At 60.0% G+C, this 15,406-nt stretch carries 18 protein-coding genes and 1 tRNA gene; 11 read left to right on the forward strand and 8 right to left on the reverse strand.

Annotated features, from left to right (window positions below):
• Nucleotides 1-37: 37 nt before the first annotated feature.
• Both HCZ23_RS01740 and parE read right to left on the reverse strand, forming a co-directional pair.
• Nucleotides 38-961 (reverse strand): restriction endonuclease, encoded by a 924-nt coding sequence (locus HCZ23_RS01740; protein WP_167599966.1) that lies wholly within the window; start codon nucleotides 959-961, stop codon nucleotides 38-40.
• Nucleotides 962-1,000: 39 nt separating this feature from the next.
• Nucleotides 1,001-2,956, reverse strand: coding sequence for a DNA topoisomerase IV subunit B (gene parE / locus HCZ23_RS01745; protein WP_167599967.1), 1,956 nt, complete (start codon nucleotides 2,954-2,956; stop codon nucleotides 1,001-1,003).
• Between the two features lie 183 nt (nucleotides 2,957-3,139).
• Here parE and ppk2 point away from each other — a divergent pair, with 183 nt between their 5' ends.
• Nucleotides 3,140-4,129, forward strand: a complete 990-nt coding sequence (ppk2, locus tag HCZ23_RS01750; RefSeq protein WP_167599968.1) for a polyphosphate kinase 2 — start codon at nucleotides 3,140-3,142, stop codon at nucleotides 4,127-4,129.
• Between the two features lie 69 nt (nucleotides 4,130-4,198).
• On the opposite strand, the gene queC is transcribed toward ppk2, so the two are convergent.
• Both queC and HCZ23_RS01760 read right to left on the reverse strand, forming a co-directional pair.
• Nucleotides 4,199-4,891, reverse strand: coding sequence for a 7-cyano-7-deazaguanine synthase QueC (queC, locus tag HCZ23_RS01755; protein ID WP_167599969.1), 693 nt, complete (start codon nucleotides 4,889-4,891; stop codon nucleotides 4,199-4,201).
• A gap of 82 nt (nucleotides 4,892-4,973) precedes the next feature.
• Nucleotides 4,974-5,918, reverse strand: a complete 945-nt coding sequence (locus HCZ23_RS01760) for an isopenicillin N synthase family oxygenase (protein ID WP_167599970.1) — start codon at nucleotides 5,916-5,918, stop codon at nucleotides 4,974-4,976.
• Between the two features lie 159 nt (nucleotides 5,919-6,077).
• Between HCZ23_RS01760 and HCZ23_RS01765 the strand changes: the two genes are divergently transcribed.
• Complete coding sequence (locus HCZ23_RS01765) at nucleotides 6,078-6,542, forward strand: GNAT family N-acetyltransferase (RefSeq protein WP_167599971.1); 465 nt, start codon at nucleotides 6,078-6,080, stop codon at nucleotides 6,540-6,542.
• 9 nt (nucleotides 6,543-6,551) lie between these two features.
• Here HCZ23_RS01765 and HCZ23_RS01770 read toward each other — a convergent pair whose 3' ends face one another.
• A complete protein-coding gene (locus HCZ23_RS01770; RefSeq protein WP_167599972.1) occupies nucleotides 6,552-6,983 on the reverse strand; it encodes a DUF983 domain-containing protein in 432 nt (143 codons plus the stop codon).
• A gap of 294 nt (nucleotides 6,984-7,277) precedes the next feature.
• On the opposite strand from HCZ23_RS01770, the gene HCZ23_RS01775 reads away from it, so the two are divergent.
• The 4 genes from HCZ23_RS01775 to HCZ23_RS01790 all read left to right on the forward strand — a co-directional run bounded on the left by HCZ23_RS01775 (nucleotide 7,278) and on the right by HCZ23_RS01790 (nucleotide 9,736).
• The gene (locus HCZ23_RS01775) at nucleotides 7,278-8,024 is read left to right on the forward strand and encodes an EF-hand domain-containing protein (protein ID WP_167599973.1); all 747 of its coding nucleotides are present in this window, start codon (nucleotides 7,278-7,280) and stop codon (nucleotides 8,022-8,024) included.
• Between the two features lie 91 nt (nucleotides 8,025-8,115).
• Complete coding sequence (locus HCZ23_RS01780; protein ID WP_167599974.1) at nucleotides 8,116-8,706, forward strand: RNA polymerase sigma factor; 591 nt, start codon at nucleotides 8,116-8,118, stop codon at nucleotides 8,704-8,706.
• Complete coding sequence (locus tag HCZ23_RS01785; RefSeq protein WP_167599975.1) at nucleotides 8,693-9,148, forward strand: hypothetical protein; 456 nt, start codon at nucleotides 8,693-8,695, stop codon at nucleotides 9,146-9,148. Before HCZ23_RS01780 ends, HCZ23_RS01785 begins: the two co-directional genes overlap by 14 nt.
• 3 nt (nucleotides 9,149-9,151) lie before the next feature.
• On the forward strand, nucleotides 9,152-9,736 hold the full coding sequence (locus tag HCZ23_RS01790; protein WP_167599976.1) for a periplasmic heavy metal sensor: 585 nt from the start codon (nucleotides 9,152-9,154) through the stop codon (nucleotides 9,734-9,736).
• Nucleotides 9,737-9,785: 49 nt separating this feature from the next.
• On the opposite strand, the gene HCZ23_RS01795 is transcribed toward HCZ23_RS01790, so the two are convergent.
• Together HCZ23_RS01795 and HCZ23_RS01800 are read right to left on the reverse strand one after the other, a co-directional pair.
• The gene (locus tag HCZ23_RS01795) at nucleotides 9,786-10,283 is read right to left on the reverse strand and encodes a hypothetical protein (RefSeq protein ID WP_167599977.1); all 498 of its coding nucleotides are present in this window, start codon (nucleotides 10,281-10,283) and stop codon (nucleotides 9,786-9,788) included.
• A gap of 79 nt (nucleotides 10,284-10,362) precedes the next feature.
• Nucleotides 10,363-11,739, reverse strand: coding sequence for a diguanylate cyclase (locus HCZ23_RS01800; protein ID WP_167599978.1), 1,377 nt, complete (start codon nucleotides 11,737-11,739; stop codon nucleotides 10,363-10,365).
• Between the two features lie 204 nt (nucleotides 11,740-11,943).
• Between HCZ23_RS01800 and HCZ23_RS01805 the strand changes: the two genes are divergently transcribed.
• The 5 genes from HCZ23_RS01805 to HCZ23_RS01825 all read left to right on the forward strand — a co-directional run bounded on the left by HCZ23_RS01805 (nucleotide 11,944) and on the right by HCZ23_RS01825 (nucleotide 14,892).
• Nucleotides 11,944-12,222, forward strand: coding sequence for a DUF3572 domain-containing protein (locus HCZ23_RS01805; protein ID WP_167599979.1), 279 nt, complete (start codon nucleotides 11,944-11,946; stop codon nucleotides 12,220-12,222).
• A 12-nt stretch (nucleotides 12,223-12,234) separates the two neighbouring features.
• A complete protein-coding gene (locus tag HCZ23_RS01810; RefSeq protein ID WP_368487267.1) occupies nucleotides 12,235-12,942 on the forward strand; it encodes an HAD family hydrolase in 708 nt (235 codons plus the stop codon).
• Between the two features lie 141 nt (nucleotides 12,943-13,083).
• Nucleotides 13,084-13,683, forward strand: a complete 600-nt coding sequence (locus tag HCZ23_RS01815) for a heme NO-binding domain-containing protein (protein ID WP_167599980.1) — start codon at nucleotides 13,084-13,086, stop codon at nucleotides 13,681-13,683.
• Nucleotides 13,680-14,708, forward strand: coding sequence for a diguanylate cyclase (locus HCZ23_RS01820; RefSeq protein WP_368487268.1), 1,029 nt, complete (start codon nucleotides 13,680-13,682; stop codon nucleotides 14,706-14,708). The genes HCZ23_RS01815 and HCZ23_RS01820 overlap by 4 nt, the downstream gene beginning before the upstream one ends.
• Before the next feature lie 109 nt (nucleotides 14,709-14,817).
• A tRNA-Glu gene (locus HCZ23_RS01825) sits at nucleotides 14,818-14,892 on the forward strand.
• 82 nt (nucleotides 14,893-14,974) lie between these two features.
• On the opposite strand, the gene HCZ23_RS01830 is transcribed toward HCZ23_RS01825, so the two are convergent.
• Entirely contained in the window at nucleotides 14,975-15,373 is a 399-nt protein-coding gene (locus HCZ23_RS01830) for a DUF2177 family protein (protein WP_167599981.1), read from the reverse strand.
• Nucleotides 15,374-15,406 lie beyond the last annotated feature (33 nt).

The following is a 15,406-nucleotide window of genomic DNA, read 5'->3' on the forward strand; positions in this document are numbered from 1 at the left end:
GCACAGTTCGGGGATGGGCGGAAGGGTGCCGAGGGGGTCAATCGCTCGTGAAATAATCGTCATCTAGTTTCTTGATAACAACAGTACTTTGAGTTCGAACACCAACATTATGTTCGATCATGAGCTGCGCGAGACGTTGGCCGTTGAGGAGGACTATCCTTTGCTGGACACGTTGAACATACTCATGTGCCTCGCGTGAAAAGTCCGAAGTTGTGACAAAGACACCTTTCGTCGCGCTTTCTCCTGTCAGTGAGCCAACAAATCTTTGAATGTCAGGTCGCCCGACTTTGTTTTCAGGAGCGTATCTTTTTGCTTGGATGTAGACTGCGTCAAGCCCCAGCGCATCTTCATTGATGACACCATCAATGCCGCCATCTCCAGAAATAGGAGTTAAAGTTTTGTTGGATAGTTTGCCGCCGCCAAAGCCCATTGCAGACAAAACATCCAAGATAAGCTGTTCAAATCGAGCTGGGCTAACACGTAATAATTCCGTTAATAGATCATCACGCAGGGTGCGATTTAGTATTTGGCTTGCTTCCTGAATAGCGTCTTCGGGTGTTTGGTCGCTTTGATCGTTACCTTTTGGCAGAGGCGTTTCAATGTCAGAATCTGTCGCTGATTGTGTTGAGCGCCATTCTGCAAAAGCGTCAAACTGTTCCAAGACCTTGTTGTTAAGTTCTTTTGGGTTTGTCGCGAGAAAATTCCTCCCGAGTTCCGTGATTTCATGAAATCCACGTCTCGGAGAGTGAAGAAGACCGGCCTTGCCTAGATATGTCCTCGCCCAATGAGCGCGGTTGCCCAGATATGTCATCTTTCCGCTAGGAAGGAGTTCTTCAGCTTCCTCGTCCGAAATGTCAAATTCACGCTTCAGATCATCTAAGCATTCTGAAATATTGGTTTTCCCTGCTGCGAAGAGCCGAAGCACGGGTAACATGAGCGTTTGATAATCAGGTACTGACATTATTTCCCCCTTCACGCGAACCTGTTCGCGTGAAAACCATTACACATCCAATTCCTCAACAAACCGCGCGTTTTCCTGAATATACTGGAACCGCAACTCCGGTTTTTTCCCCATCAAACGCTCCACCAGATCGGCGGTTTCGCCCGGTTCGTCTTCGTCAATCGTCACCCGGATCAGCTTGCGCGTGGCCGGGTCCATCGTCGTCTCTTTCAAATCCTTGGCGTCCATTTCGCCAAGACCTTTAAACCGCGAGACGTCGATTTTGCCTTTGCCGCCAAGGCCTTTTTCCAGCCACATGTCGCGCTCCGCCTCATCCAGGCAGTAGACGCGTTTCGCGCCCTGCGTCAGGCGGTAGAGCGGCGGGCAGGCGAGGTAGAGGTGGCCCTGGTCGATGAGGGGCCGCATCTGGGTGTAGAAAAACGTCATCAGCAGGGACGCGATGTGGGCGCCGTCGACGTCCGCATCGGTCATGATGATGATGCGCTCATAGCGCAGGTCATCGACGTTGAACCGTGTGCCCATGCCGACGCCTAGCGCTTCGCAGAGGTCCGAGATTTCCTGGTTCGACGTCAGCTTGTTCGACGCAGCGCCCAGCACGTTCAGGATTTTACCTTTCAAAGGCAGCAAAGCCTGCGTCTCGCGTTTGCGCGCGCCTTTGGCGGAACCGCCCGCAGAGTCGCCCTCGACGATGAACAGCTCGGTGTTGGAGCGGTCTTTCGAGGTACAGTCGGTGAGCTTGCCCGGCAGGCGGAGTTTCTTGGTCGCGGATTTGCGCTGGGTCTCTTTTTCCTGACGGCGGCGCATGCGTTCTTCGGCGCGGAGCACCAGAAAATCGAGGATGGCGCCAGCGGATTTCGTATCGGCGGCGAGCCAGTTGTCGAAGTGATCGCGCACCGAGTTTTCGACCAGACGCGCGGCCTCTGTGGTGGCGAGACGGTCCTTGGTTTGGCCGACAAACTCAGGATCGGAAATGAAACAGGACACGAGAGCACAGCCGCCGGTGATCAGGTCGTCGCGCGTGATGTCCTTGGCTTTGCGGTTGCCGACCAGCTCGCCGTAGGCCTTCACGCCCTTGAGGATCGCGGCCCAGAACCCGGCTTCATGAGTGCCGCCCTCGGGCGTCGGCACGGTGTTACAATAGGACTGGAGGAAGCCATCGCGCGACGGCGTCCAGTTGATCGCCCATTCGACCTTGCCCGGCACACCGAACCGGGGCCCGAATTCGACCACGCCCGCGAAGGGGCGTTCGGAATAGGTCGATGAGGTGCCGAGCGTTTCCGACAGGTAATCCGCCAGACCGCCGGGGAAGTGAAAGGTGGCCTCGGTCGGCGTCTCGCCATCGTCGATCTCGCTTTTCCAGCGAATCTCAACGCCGGAGAAAAGATAGGCCTTGGAGCGCGCCAGCGTAAACAGACGCTTGGGTTTGAAGCGATGCGAGCCGAAGATCTGCTCATCGGCGTGGAATTTCACCGAGGTGCCACGCCGGTTGGGGGCGGCGCCGATTTTTTCGACCGGACCTTCGGGAATGCCACGGGAAAACCGCTGTTCGAAGAGCTCCTTGTTCTTGGCGACCTGCACGACCATCAGGTCCGAGAGCGCATTCACGACAGAGGAGCCAACGCCGTGCAATCCGCCCGAGGTCTGATAGGCCTTGCCGGAGAATTTGCCGCCGGCGTGGAGGGTACAGAGAATGACTTCGAGCGCGGATTTGCCGGGGAATTTCGGGTGCGGATCAATCGGAATGCCGCGCCCGTTGTCGGTGACGGTGACGGAATAATCGGCATGAAGAATGATCTCGATCCGGTTGGCATGGCCCGCGACGGCCTCGTCCATCGAGTTGTCGAGAATTTCCGCCACAAGGTGATGCAGCGCGCGCTCGTCCGTGCCGCCGATATACATGCCGGGGCGTTTGCGCACGGGTTCAAGCCCCTCCAGCACCTCGATGGAAGATGCATCATACTCGTCAGGGCCACTGGCCAGCAGGTCGTCGGACATATTGCGCTCGATTCTCGGACTGTTCTCGTTTGGACAAGGATTAGACCATTCGAGCGCAAAAGGCGCAAGCGATAGAGGGGAAAGGCCGATAAACCTTGCCTCAGATCAAGGAAAGGCAAAGGGTTTTCATGTAACAGGGAGGTGACAAGCGCACAGTTTGCCTAACGATGGAGATTTGCCCGCATGACGACGCCGTTGAAACCCGCCGCCAATACGCCTTCCGTTGCTGAGCCTGTCGCCGAAACGACGCCAGCGCCTGCTGCGTCTGAGGCGGCTGTGCATGGCGGGCCGAAAAGCTTTCCGACCGTGACCCCGGACAAGATCCGCGCAGCTTTCGAGAGCGGCAAATATCCCTATCGCAAAAAGATGACCCGCACGGAATATGAGCGCACTAAAGTGGCGCTTCAGGCCGAACTTTTGAAAGCGCAGCTTTGGGCGCAGAAGACCGGCGACAAATTTGTTCTTTTGTTCGAAGGCCGCGATGCGGCGGGCAAGGGCGGCACGATTAAGCGCTTCATGGAGCATTTGAACCCGCGTCATGCGCGCGTTGTGGCACTCAACAAACCGACCGACGAGGAACGCGGGCAATGGTTTTTCCAGCGCTATGTCGAACACCTGCCGACCAGCGGAGAATTCGTGCTCTATGACCGCTCGTGGTACAACCGCGCGGGGGTCGAGCGGGTGATGGGGTTCTGTAGCCCCAACGATTATCTGGAATTCATGCGCCAGACGCCCGAGTTTGAACGGATGCTGACGCGGTCGGGGATCAAGCTTTACAAATATTGGTTCTCGGTGACACAGGCCGAACAGCAACGCCGGTTCAAGGCGCGGGAAACCGATCCGCTGAAACAGTGGAAGCTGTCGCCGATCGACAAGGCGTCCTTGGACAAATGGGACGATTATACCGAGGCGAAAGAGGCGATGTTCTTTTACACGGACACGGCGGACGCGCCTTGGACGATCATCAAATCGAACGACAAGAAACGCGCCCGGATCGAATGTATGAAGCATTTTCTGATGACGCTCGACTATCCCGACAAGGACGAAGAGCTGATCGGTGAGCCCGATCCGCTGATCGTCGGCCACGCCGGCCATGTGGTGCATAGGGCCGAACATATTCTCGGCACGGCGCTGCACCCGGATGCGCGGCGGGGCCGGAACGGCAAGGTGTGAGGCTCCAGGCCTTTTAGGATCGTGTGGTGGGAGGCCCCGTCTTTGAGGCGGGGCTTTTGCTTTGACGTTTCAGGTGCGTGAGGTGGCCGCTTTCCAGAACTCCGGGTCGTCGTAGCTGGTCGGGTCCTCAACGCCTGCAAGGTGAAACGCCTCGCGTCGCTCGACACAGGTGCCACAGCGCCCGCAGTGCTGCGCACCGCCTTTGTAGCAGGACCAAGTGTCGGCAAAGGGCGTTCCGGCGGCGGCGCCTGCGGTGACAATATCGGCCTTGCTCTGATGTACGAAAGGTGTCGAGAGCCGGATGTCGGCATAGCCGTCGAGCGCGGCCTTTTGCATCGTCTCAAACGCCTCGGTGAAGGCCGGTCGACAGTCCGGATAGATGAAATGATCGCCGCAATGCACGGCGGTGGCGACCGCCTCATCCCCTGCGGCGGCGGCAATCCCGAAAGCGATACTCAACATGATGGCATTGCGATTGGGCACGACGGTGATCTTCATCGTCTCCTCGGCGTAATGCCCGTCCGGCACGTCGATGTCGTCGGTCAAAGCCGAGCCTGTGAGTGCCGCCCCGATCATGCGCATGTCGATGATCTGATGTGGGACATTCAGGCGTTCGGCGGCCAAGGCGGCGAACTCCACTTCCTTGGCATGACGCTGGCCGTAATCGAAAGAGACCAGACGCGACAGAGTGCCAGAGGCGGCCAGCACATAGGCGAGCGACACGGAATCCAATCCGCCTGAGCAGATGACGAGGGTTTTCATGGGTAAAGTCCTTGTTTTGTAACCGGGTAGGCTGCGACCGGTGGTCCTGTTTTGCGCGGTGAGGGGCTTTGAGGCAAGGGGATTAGCCGTTGGCGGCGGCGAATTTGCTCATCAAGTAGGGGCCTGAGGTCACAGACTCAGACGCCGGACCCGACAGAGGTTTGACCTCCGCATGCCAGTTCGGCTGATGGAAATAGGCAATCGACATGCGCCGACGGGTGGCCCAATTGGGCGGCGTGACAACGCGGTGCAGCGTCGAGGTCCAGCGCCCACCGGTCCAGAGCGTCATGAGATCGCCGATGTTGATCACGAAGGCGCCGTCAATCGGCGGTACGGCTTTCCACTCCTGTTCGGGCGTCAAAATCTCCAACCCCTCGGAGCCGGGTTCGGGCAATAGGATCGTCAGAGAGCCATAATCGGTGTGTGCGCCCGCACGGAGCTGTTTCTCCTCGGGCGCCTTGTCTTGCGCCGGGTAATTGAGCGCCCGCATGCCGGAGATCGGCGTCGTGATATAGGGCGCGAAATGATCGTCAGGCAGGTTCAAGGCGACGGCAAAGACCTCCATGATCCGGGCGGCCAGGGCCTCCATCTCGGCGTAATAGCCGCGCCAGGCGGCCTTGAAACCGGGCAGGGCCGGGAAGGGCGTGGGCGCATAGCAAAAGGCCAGGGCGTCCGGGTCGGTCTCGCCCGGCGGGATGGCGGCGGGGCCACCGTTAAAGCTTTCCTTGAGATCGGGAGGCGTGTCTTCGCCGCGCGACTTTGCCAGCGCCTCGGTGCCCGAGCCTAGATAGCCGTAGGGGCCGCCGGGGGGCGGGGCGACGGCGTGTTTCGCTTCGGGGGATTGTTCGAAAAAGGCGCGGGCCTGTGACCAAAGCGCGTCGATCACCTCTTGCGGGACGCCATGGCCGGTGACGGCGAGAAAGCCGGTTTCGCGACAGATGCGATCCACCTCGGCGCCGATTGCCGCGCGCCCTTCGGCATCGGCGGTTTGGAAGGCGGAAAGATCGAGCAGCGGAAAATCAGTCATGTGGAGGTCTTTCGATTGAGATTGCGCTGATCTGAAAACCCGAGGCCTCGACTGTCAATCTTGTGTCCCGCACAGGGCCATTGCAGGCCCTATATTTGTGCAGCTCTGGCCCCATGCTCTGGTCTTGTCACGGGCCCGCGCGCATGGATGAGTGCGCGTATGACGGAAGATGTGGACATCCTCTTGCGCCGGGCCGAAGGCACGGACGCCGACGCGATCACCGATCTGGTGGGGGCGGCCTTCGCGCCATACACGCCCCTGATCGGCAAACCGCCCGCGCCCGCGCTCTATGACTATGTGTCGCTGATCGAGACGGGGCGGGTGCGTGTGGCGATCTCAGCCGGGCAAATCCTCGGCGTGATCTACACCTACCCTGAGGACGATGGCGGCGTCATGCTCGATGTGCTGGCGGTCTCTGAGGCGGCGCGGGGGCGAGGCCTCGCCATGCGGCTGATCTCGGAGGCCGAAGCCCGGGCGCGCAGAGAGGGCGCGGCGGTGATGCGGGTCTATACCAATGCGGTGATGGTGGCGCCTCAGAGGCTCTATCCCAAACTTGGCTACACCGAGACCCATCGCGGTGAAAGCGATGGATACGCCCGCATTCATTACGAAAAGCGGCTTTAGCTGCCGCCCTTAAGTCTCGTCGCCGCCAAAGCCATGCATCCGCTTGGCCCATTGAAAGGCGACGATCATGCCTTTGAACCGTGGCAACAAATAAAGCGACAGCAGGACCGTGCCGGTCGCAAAAATCGCAATGAGCGTCAGAGGATCGGGGCGGAATTCGATGAAGACCCAGCCCAAAAGCGGCGCCATCAGATGACCGACGATCAGAATGGTCAGATAGGCCGGGCCGTCATCCGCGCGGTGGTGATGCAGGTCCTCGCCGCAGACCGGACAGGCGTCACGCACCTTGAGATAGCTTTTGAGCATCGGTCCCCCGCCACAGGCCGGGCAGCGACGTTTCCAGCCGCGAAGCAAGGCCGGGCGCAACTCGCGCTCGCCAGCGTCCGACGTGCTGAGCCCGGCGGTGGTCTCGTTTGGCGAATGTGTCTGTGTCTCTGTCATGTGCGATGCGCCTCTTTCGTGCGGGAGATGGCGTAATACGTTTTGTCCTTTTTGTAGGGGGCGCAAATTGTCCTTGCGGCGCGATGTCGCGCAGCAGCCGGCCCTGACGGGCCTCTCCTCCTCCATTGGCACACCATGGCCAAGGATCACGGCTCTGTGAAGGGAATTCTTTGAGGACCTGCGACGGAACCCCCGATCTGGCGCGTTTACAGTGTATCGAAAGCGCGGGAGGAGCGGTCACAGACCGCCTGTTCCAAACAGACCTGCCAAACAGACCTGAAAGAGGAAAATACCATGAAACGTAAAACGCTGATCTCCGCTGTCGCTCTTGTTGCGGTTTTGGGTGGCACCTTTGGCGCCTATGCCGCAGGTTACGGATCGCAGGGCTGGGGGCCGCAAGAGCGCGGCATGAGAGGCCAGATGCAACAGATGGGCGGCATGTCGCCGTTCGGGCCGAATTTCGATTTTGCGACGGTGGACGCCGATGAAGACGGCAAGATCACCCAGGACGAGATCGACGCCTTCCGCGCGGCGCGCTTTGCCGAAGTGGACGCCAATGGCGACGGCACCGTGGATGCGGACGAGTTGTTCGCGCATCAGGAAGCCCAGCGTGTGGCCCGGATGCAGGCCCGTGCGGCTTCGATGATCGAAAACCGTGACGGCGATGGGGATGGCCTCTTGAGCGCCGAAGAGATGCAAGGCCCGCGTGCCGGAACGATGTTCAGCCGGTTGGATCGCGACGGAGATGGCGCTGTAAGCCAAGAGGAGCTGAGCCTGATGACACGTCAGGGCATGGGCCGCATGGAAGACCGCATGCAACAGGGTCAGAAATTCGCACGCATGGGCGGTCACCACGGTCAATATCACGGCCAGATGATGCAGCGTGGTCTGAACGATGGCTGCATGATGATGCCGGGTCAGATGCGCGGACAAATGCAGGGGCAAGGTATGGGCCAAGGTATGGGGCAGGGCATCGGGTACGGCCCGATGTACGGCCAGCAAGCCCCTGCTCAACAAGCGCCAGCCTCGGACGGCAACTGAGCCTGAAACCGGTCGGGGGCATGCATGCCCCTGACCCTCATCTCAGGACGTGATGGACCTGCCTGCAAGACTACGATACGCAGACCCGGTAATGACCATGCCTTTTGACGCCCTCAATGACGTGTCTGACGAAGCTTTGCTGATTTCCTTCGGCAATGGCGACAGGGCGGCTGCCCGCGCCCTGACGATGCGTTTGACGCCAAAGGTGCTTGGCTATTCCGCACGGCTCCTGAAAGATCGCGCGGAGGCCGAAGACGTGGCTCAGGAGGCCATGCTCCGGCTCTGGAGGATCGCGCCGGAGTGGCGTCAGGGGGAGGCCAAGGTCACCACATGGCTCTACCGCGTGGTCACCAACCTGTGCACGGATCGTTTGCGCAAGAAACGCGGGAAGGGTCTCGACGAGATCGCCGAGCCGGAAGACGAACGGCCCTCTCAGGACGCGGTGTTGATGCAGCGTCAGAGGGTGGATGCTTTGCAGGCGGCGCTGGACAGCTTGCCGGATCGCCAACGCGAGGCGGTGGTGCTGCGACACATCGAAGGTCTGGGCAATCCCGAGATTGCCGAGGTTCTGGACATCAGCGTCGAGGCGGTGGAAAGCCTGACCGCCCGAGGCAAACGTGCGCTGGCCAAGGCTCTGGCCTCTCAGCGCGAGATATTGGGGTTCGAAAATGACGGATCGTAACGACAAACGGACGAAAGAGCTGACAGACAGCTCACTGGACGCGCTCTTTGCCGAGGCGCGGGAGGCGGCGCCTCAGCCCTCGGGAAATCTCATGGCGCGGGTTCTGGCCGATGCCGAAGGCATGATCGCGACCCGAGAGGCCGAAGAGGCTGCCCGGATCCAAGCACTACGCCCGAAACAGCGCCATCCTATCGTGGCAGCCATGGTTGCGGCCCTTGGCGGCTGGCGCGCGGTTGCGGGTCTGGCGACGGCTGGTGTCGCGGGGCTGGCGATCGGGCTCGGCGCGCCGATGACCGTCACGACGCTCGCAACCGGCGGATATACAGACGGATATGCAGACGGTGCGATGAGTTATGAAACCACAAGCTATGCGACTGGCGAGAGCGGATATGCGCTCGACGATCTGGTGCCGAGCTTTTACGATCTGGCGTCAGAGGGGTGATCCATGAGTGATAAGATGACACAACCCGGCGCGTCCGGTGATGCCACCCAGAAAAAGGGCATCCGTTGGAGCCGGATCGTGCTTGTGGCCTCACTGGCGCTGAACATCGCGGTGCTGGGCATCGTCGGCGGCGCGCTGTTGCGGTGGGATGCGGGTATGGATCGGGCCAAGGCGCTTCAGACGCGGGATTTCGGCTTTGGGCCTTTCGTCGGCGCCTTTGACACGCAGGAACGTCGCGCTTTGGGACGGGCGTTTAGCCGCTCTGCAGGGGACCCGCAAACCGCGCGCGGTCAGGTGCGCGAGATGTTCGAAACCATGGTGAAAACGCTCAAGACCGAGCCCTTCGATGCGGCGGCTTTTGAGACCCTGCTGCTGCGTCAGCAAAAGAATTTCTCCGACCGTCAGGAGATCGGTGCGCGGTTGGTGGTCGATCAGATCGAGGCGATGAGCGCCGAGGAGCGCATGGCCTATGCGGATCGGTTGGTCGAGGCGCTCAGACGCCCGCCGCCGCGTCCGCGCGATGGTGGGGCGGGTGGTCCGCACGGCAATGGGCGTGGAGATGGTCCGTCGCGCCAGGGCGAAGATTGAGAAAACATAGCCTTTTCGTAGTCTTGGGAGGCGATCCTTCTTTGGCGCATTAATCGGTGGGATGATCCGCAAGGAAGCGCGAACAGGTGACCTCGCTCGCATCCTCAAGGAGTGTCCATTCCGATTTGATGGCGTAGGTGACCTTGTCCGGTCCGAAGGTTGCCAGATACCAATCGGACAGGCGGTCGGCGGTCTCTGACGTGCCGAGTGACAGATGCTGTCCGGGCGACGTGCCCGGACCACGGTAATAGAACTCCGGATGCGCTTTGTGTAGCGCCGGGTCTTCTTCATAAGCGCAGATGCTGACAAAGGGCATCCCGGCCACAGTGAGCCCGCCTTGCAGTTTCCAGCAGCTGAGGCTGTCGTAGCCGATGTTGACCTCAGGGATGATTTTCTGCTCCTCGGCAAGCTCCGTCAAAATGGCGAGGGACTGAGGCGGCGCGTCACAGGACAATTCCTCAAGGATCATGCGCTCCAGAGGGGAGAGGGCCAAGCTGGCAGAGGGGAGACCTACCGCCAGAAGAAGAGTTACGAAACCTGCGTGCATGAATGACCTGCTGACCTTTGGGCGTTCCTTCGCATGACTGGAACATGGCAGGTTCAGGGTTTCAAGGGGGCGCGGCCTTTCACGCGGCGTGGGAGCCCAGGGTCACCTGATTGCGCCCCTCGGCCTTGGCGGCATAAAGCGCGCGGTCGGCGATCTCCAGAAGCGTATCGATGTCATGCGCCTCCGCGCCGCCCATGGCCAGACCGATGGAGGCGGAGACCGCCACCGGCGTGCCATCGGACGCAATGGTGGCCGGGCGGGCACAGATCGCGGCCCGCAGGCGTTCCGCCACAGCGCGCGCCTCCATCAGCGTCGTCATCGGCATACAGACCAGAAACTCCTCGCCGCCAAAGCGCGCCAGCAAATCCATGCTGCGCAGGCTGTCGCTCAACCGTTTCGCCACATCGATCAGCACCGCATCGCCCGTGGCATGACCATAGGTGTCGTTGACCGATTTGAACTTGTCGATGTCCAGAAGCATCACGGCGAAATGCTGATGATTGTCGCGCGCGTCGCGGGCGAGTTTTGCCAGATGAGGCATGGCGTAATGGCGATTGTAGAGCCCGGTCAGCTTGTCGCGGGTGGCCAAACGCAACCCCTCGTCGAGCGTCATCTTCAACAGATCGGCCTCTTTTTTGCGCCGCATCTGGGTGCGCAGGCGCAGGGCCATTTCCTCGGGGTCTGCGCCGCGGGTGATCAGGTCATTGGCGCCGAGATCGAGCGCCATGAGGGCCTCGCGCCGATCCTGCGGACCGTGCACGACGACGATCCCGGCGCTGCGGGTCGCTTCACGCGCGCGCAGATCGGAGATCAGCCGCAAACCTTCGCTCGACCCACCGGCCTGTGCGGAAATCACATACAGATCGGCCACCTTGCCATGGTAAATCGATTCCAACAGATGATCGGCCCGCTCGATGGCAATCTCGTCATGCACCATGCCCTTGAGCCCCGCACGCCAGGTCATCGCCTCCTCGGAGGTGGAGCCGATGAGGGCGATTTTGCCAGGGGTGGCGTAGTGGCTCGCGGCCTCGGAAAAGCCCAGGGCATGCGCGGTTTCGTTGCGGCGGCGCAGCTCTTCGGAGGTGGCGGAGGCGCGCATGAGGGCACGCACCCGCGCGGTCAGGGTCAATTCATCGAGCGGTTTCGACAGGAATTCATCGGCGCCGGCCTTGAGTGCGGCAATCTTGGCTTCAGGCTTTTGCGCGGGCGTGATGATGGCGACGGGAATATGCGCAGTGAGCGGATCGGCTTTGAGCGCGGAGCAGGCGTCATACCCACTCATATCGCCGAGATCGCCGTCGAGGATGATGAGGTTGGGACGCGCTTCGCGCGCGAGGCGGAGGGCGTCCTGGCCGGTTGAGGCCTGTGTCACATCGTAGAAGGCCGAAGAGAGTTTGACCTTCAGGATGATCCGATTGGTCGGCACATTGTCAGCGATGAGAATCCTGCCTGCCATATCTGTTGCGCGTCCTCTGTAACGGGTCTGCCGGGCTCTTTGGGCCCGGGGGCGGGGGACGCAGCCTGTGTCTGCGGTGCCCGTCTTGCTTGACCACTGGGTCTGATGTGTTGCGGTCTGTTGTATTTCTGCTGTTGCATATGGTTAAGAATGTCGGTGACAAAGGTTAAGAAACCGTTTCCAAAACCCAGGGGTTATCCACAGATGCAGCAAGAATCCGCCGAGTTGATCGGCCTGAAAGTTCTGGCCTGGCTCGCCGCAGAAGAAGAAATTTTCCCTGTTTTTCTGGGGGCTAGCGGGATCTCCACGCAGGAATTGATGGCGCGGGCCTCGGAAAGCGAGATCCTGAGCGCCGTTCTCGATTTCGTAACCATGGATGACGAATGGGTGAAAGCCTGTTGCCAGTCCACGGGGCTCGATCCGCATGACCCGATGCGCGCGCGACAGGCGCTTCCGGGTGGCGCGCAAATTCACTGGACCTGAGGCGTGTCGTTGGTGCGTAAGATAGAGGCGATCCTGTTCGACAAGGACGGCACGCTGATGGATTTCCAACGCAGTTGGGGACCCTGGGGCGCGGCTGTGATCGAACGCCGTTGTGGGCCGGACAGGTCCAAAAGGCTCGCCCTTGCAGAGGCGCTTGGCATCGACCTTGAGGCAAAGCGCTTCTTGCCGCAAAGCGCCGTGATCGCGGGCACGCCCGACGAGGTTGTCACCCTGTTGCAGCCGTTTTTCCCGACCAGTAGCGCGGAGGAAATCACTGGCTGGCTGGAACCAGATGCGGAGAATTTCGCGCCGGTGCCTGTGCCGGGCGTCATCGAGTGCTGCGCGGCGTTTCGGGCGCAGGGGCTGGGTTTGGCGGTGGTCACCAATGATTTCGAAGTGGCAGCGCGGGATCATCTCTCGCAGATGGGATTGGATGCGCTCTTTGATGTGGTGATTGGCTATGACAGTGGCTATGGCGGCAAACCTGCGCCGGGGCCCTGTCTGGGGGCCGCGGAACGCCTTGGAGTGGCGCCCGAGGCCTGTGTCATGGTGGGAGATAGCCTGCACGATCTGGAGGCGGCGCGGCGCGCGGGGATGACCCCGGTCGCGGTGCTCACGGGCGTGGCACCCGCCGATGAACTGGCGGACCATGCGGTGGTGGTCCTGGACAGTGTCGCCGACCTGCCAGCGTGGCTGTCTGACGGCAACATCGGGGGCTGAAAACCGCCGCTTTCCGGGCCGGTTTTCGAGAGACTAAAAACAATTTTAGGAGTTTATCGAAGCCGTTCCGGCGGCAATTGGTAATTTCTTAAGAGTGGCCCGTTACACCTCCCGCATGTGAACGTGGGAGGCATGTCGACCATGCATGGTATGATTAACCGGGCGATCCAATGCTTTATGCGCGACACCTATGGTGCGGACACCTGGGAAAAAGTCGCGGAAAAGGCTGATCTCGGGTTCGACAATTTCGAGGCGATGCTTAGCTATCCGGACCAGATCACCCTGGATGTCCTGGGGCGTGCCGCGCGTCAGTTGCACAAGCCTGTGGAAACCTTCCTCGAAGACCTCGGCACCTATCTCGTCTCCCACCCGAATGTCGAGGCGATCCGACGCCTGCTGCGGTTCGGAGGCGAAAACTTTACGGAATTTCTATTTTCTCTCAACGAATTGGAAGGGCGCGCGCAACTTGCATTGCCGGATCTCGAGGTGCCGACACTGAAGGTCGAACATATAGAAGACGGTCGGTTCCGTCTCAGTTGTTCCAGCGCGATGCCCGGCTTTGGCTATGCGATGGTGGGTGTGATGCGGGCGATGGCGGATGATTACGGTGCCTTGGTGTTCCTCGAACATCAGGGCTGGATGGATTCTGGCGAGGAAATCATCACCATCAACCTGTTGGAGGCGGCCTATACCGAAGGGCGCAGTTTCGAACTGTCCGAGCGGATCGGGGGTGAGCTGTGACCGTAGTCAGACCCGTCACCTTCGATGCCGCGCCATTTCTGGCCTTCATGCCGATGAGTCTGGTTTTTGCGGATTCAGGCGTGATCCTGTCGATTGGGCCGACCTTGGCCAAACTGCGTCCGGCGGAAGAGATGATTGGCAAACATGTGACGGAGGTCTTTACCGTGCGCGACGACGGTCGCGGGCAGGGCAATGGCCCCATCCCTCTGGATACGAAACTCTATTTGAAATTTCGGGAAGGGGTGACCACGCGCCTCAAAGGGATGGCGGCCTCGATTCCGGGCACGGGCGTGAACATTCTGAACCTGTCCTTCGGCATCTCCATCGTCGATGCGGTTGCCGATTACCGGCTCACCGCCGGGGATTTTGCGCATACCGATCTGGCCATCGAGATGCTTTATCTGGTTGAAGCCAAATCTGCCGTCATGGAAGAAACCAAACAGCTGAACGCGCGCTTGCAAGGTGCCAAAGTCGCCGCAGAAGAACAGGCTTTCACCGACACTCTCACGGGGCTCAAGAACCGCCGCGCAATGGACCATGTTCTCGAGCGGATGCTACGGACCAATGTGCCCTTTGCGTTGATGCATCTCGATCTGGATTACTTCAAATCTGTCAATGACACGCTGGGCCATGCTGCGGGCGATACCGTGCTCCAGGCGGTCGCCAAAATCCTCATGGAAGAAACACGGTCCGATGATCTGGTGGCCCGTGTGGGGGGCGATGAGTTTATTCTCATCTACAACCGTTTCACGGATCACACCCGTCTGGTGCAGACCGCGCAACGCATCATTTCACGCCTTGAGGTGCCAGTGCCTTATCAGGACACCTTCTGTAAAATTTCCGGGTCTATCGGCATCACCACAACCGACTATTACAAAGTGCCGACGGCCGACGGCATGATCCATGACGCGGACCTCGCGCTTTATAGCTCGAAATACGAAGGACGCGCACAAGCCACCCTGTTTGACCCGGCCGTGCATCATGACAACGCGGTTGCTTACGATGCTTCGCAAGACAAGAGATGACCATTATGTCGGGGCGTCTCTCACCTGATATGGGAAAATGACGTTTCTCTTGAGAATCCCTCTTGCGCGCCGCGTCGGGATTTCATAGATACGCGCTCACACCAAGCGCGGTCCGTTCGTCTATCGGTTAGGACGCCAGGTTTTCAACCTGGAAAGAGGGGTTCGATTCCCCTACGGACTGCCACTTCCCCCCCCTTTAAGCTTCGTGTTCGGGCCTTTCGGTCTGGATTGCGCCTGTCATGCGATGCGCGTCTCTTTTGCATCCTCTAAGCAAAATGTCGCGTGATCAGGACGCCGGCCCATGCGGCCATTCCGGTCAAAAACCCGCCCCAGATCGTGTCGGTCAGCACCTGTTGCACGGACCAGTCCTTGAGCGTGGCGTAATTGGTGAATTCATAGGTGCCGTAGGCCAGAAGCCCCAAAAACACGCCACCGATCAGCGCCATGACAGGATCATTGTCCCGAAGTGCGGGCCAGGACACGAACCACAACACGCCCGCGACATAGCCCAGATAGAACAGCGCGGCGGGGCCCACGCGGAAGGGATCTGCAAACAGATGACCGATATGGCGCTCGAACACCGGTTTGATCAACAGGCGCAACCCGATGGCGTCCACGACGAAGAAGATCAGGGCGGTTGAGACATATAGGATCGCGAGTTTCATGGCGTGCTCCTTTGAAAGTTTCTCGAATGAGGG

Origin of the sequence: Celeribacter sp. HF31, assembly GCF_011806455.1 — a bacterium.
In the GTDB taxonomy this organism is placed as follows: domain Bacteria; phylum Pseudomonadota; class Alphaproteobacteria; order Rhodobacterales; family Rhodobacteraceae; genus Celeribacter.

Coding starts and splice junctions, on each gene's coding strand:
- HCZ23_RS01785 (WP_167599975.1), top strand. CDS start 8,693: ATGACGGATCGTAACGACAAACGGACGAAAGAGCTGACAGACAGCTCA.
- HCZ23_RS01740 (WP_167599966.1), bottom strand. CDS start 961: ATGTCAGTACCTGATTATCAAACGCTCATGTTACCCGTGCTTCGGCTC.
- HCZ23_RS01765 (WP_167599971.1), top strand. CDS start 6,078: ATGACGGAAGATGTGGACATCCTCTTGCGCCGGGCCGAAGGCACGGAC.
- HCZ23_RS01830 (WP_167599981.1), bottom strand. CDS start 15,373: ATGAAACTCGCGATCCTATATGTCTCAACCGCCCTGATCTTCTTCGTC.
- HCZ23_RS01800 (WP_167599978.1), bottom strand. CDS start 11,739: ATGGCAGGCAGGATTCTCATCGCTGACAATGTGCCGACCAATCGGATC.
- HCZ23_RS01775 (WP_167599973.1), top strand. CDS start 7,278: ATGAAACGTAAAACGCTGATCTCCGCTGTCGCTCTTGTTGCGGTTTTG.
- HCZ23_RS01805 (WP_167599979.1), top strand. CDS start 11,944: ATGCAGCAAGAATCCGCCGAGTTGATCGGCCTGAAAGTTCTGGCCTGG.
- HCZ23_RS01770 (WP_167599972.1), bottom strand. CDS start 6,983: ATGACAGAGACACAGACACATTCGCCAAACGAGACCACCGCCGGGCTC.
- HCZ23_RS01795 (WP_167599977.1), bottom strand. CDS start 10,283: ATGCACGCAGGTTTCGTAACTCTTCTTCTGGCGGTAGGTCTCCCCTCT.
- HCZ23_RS01760 (WP_167599970.1), bottom strand. CDS start 5,918: ATGACTGATTTTCCGCTGCTCGATCTTTCCGCCTTCCAAACCGCCGAT.
- HCZ23_RS01780 (WP_167599974.1), top strand. CDS start 8,116: ATGACCATGCCTTTTGACGCCCTCAATGACGTGTCTGACGAAGCTTTG.
- HCZ23_RS01790 (WP_167599976.1), top strand. CDS start 9,152: ATGAGTGATAAGATGACACAACCCGGCGCGTCCGGTGATGCCACCCAG.
- HCZ23_RS01815 (WP_167599980.1), top strand. CDS start 13,084: ATGCATGGTATGATTAACCGGGCGATCCAATGCTTTATGCGCGACACC.
- parE (WP_167599967.1), bottom strand. CDS start 2,956: ATGTCCGACGACCTGCTGGCCAGTGGCCCTGACGAGTATGATGCATCT.
- queC (WP_167599969.1), bottom strand. CDS start 4,891: ATGAAAACCCTCGTCATCTGCTCAGGCGGATTGGATTCCGTGTCGCTC.
- ppk2 (WP_167599968.1), top strand. CDS start 3,140: ATGACGACGCCGTTGAAACCCGCCGCCAATACGCCTTCCGTTGCTGAG.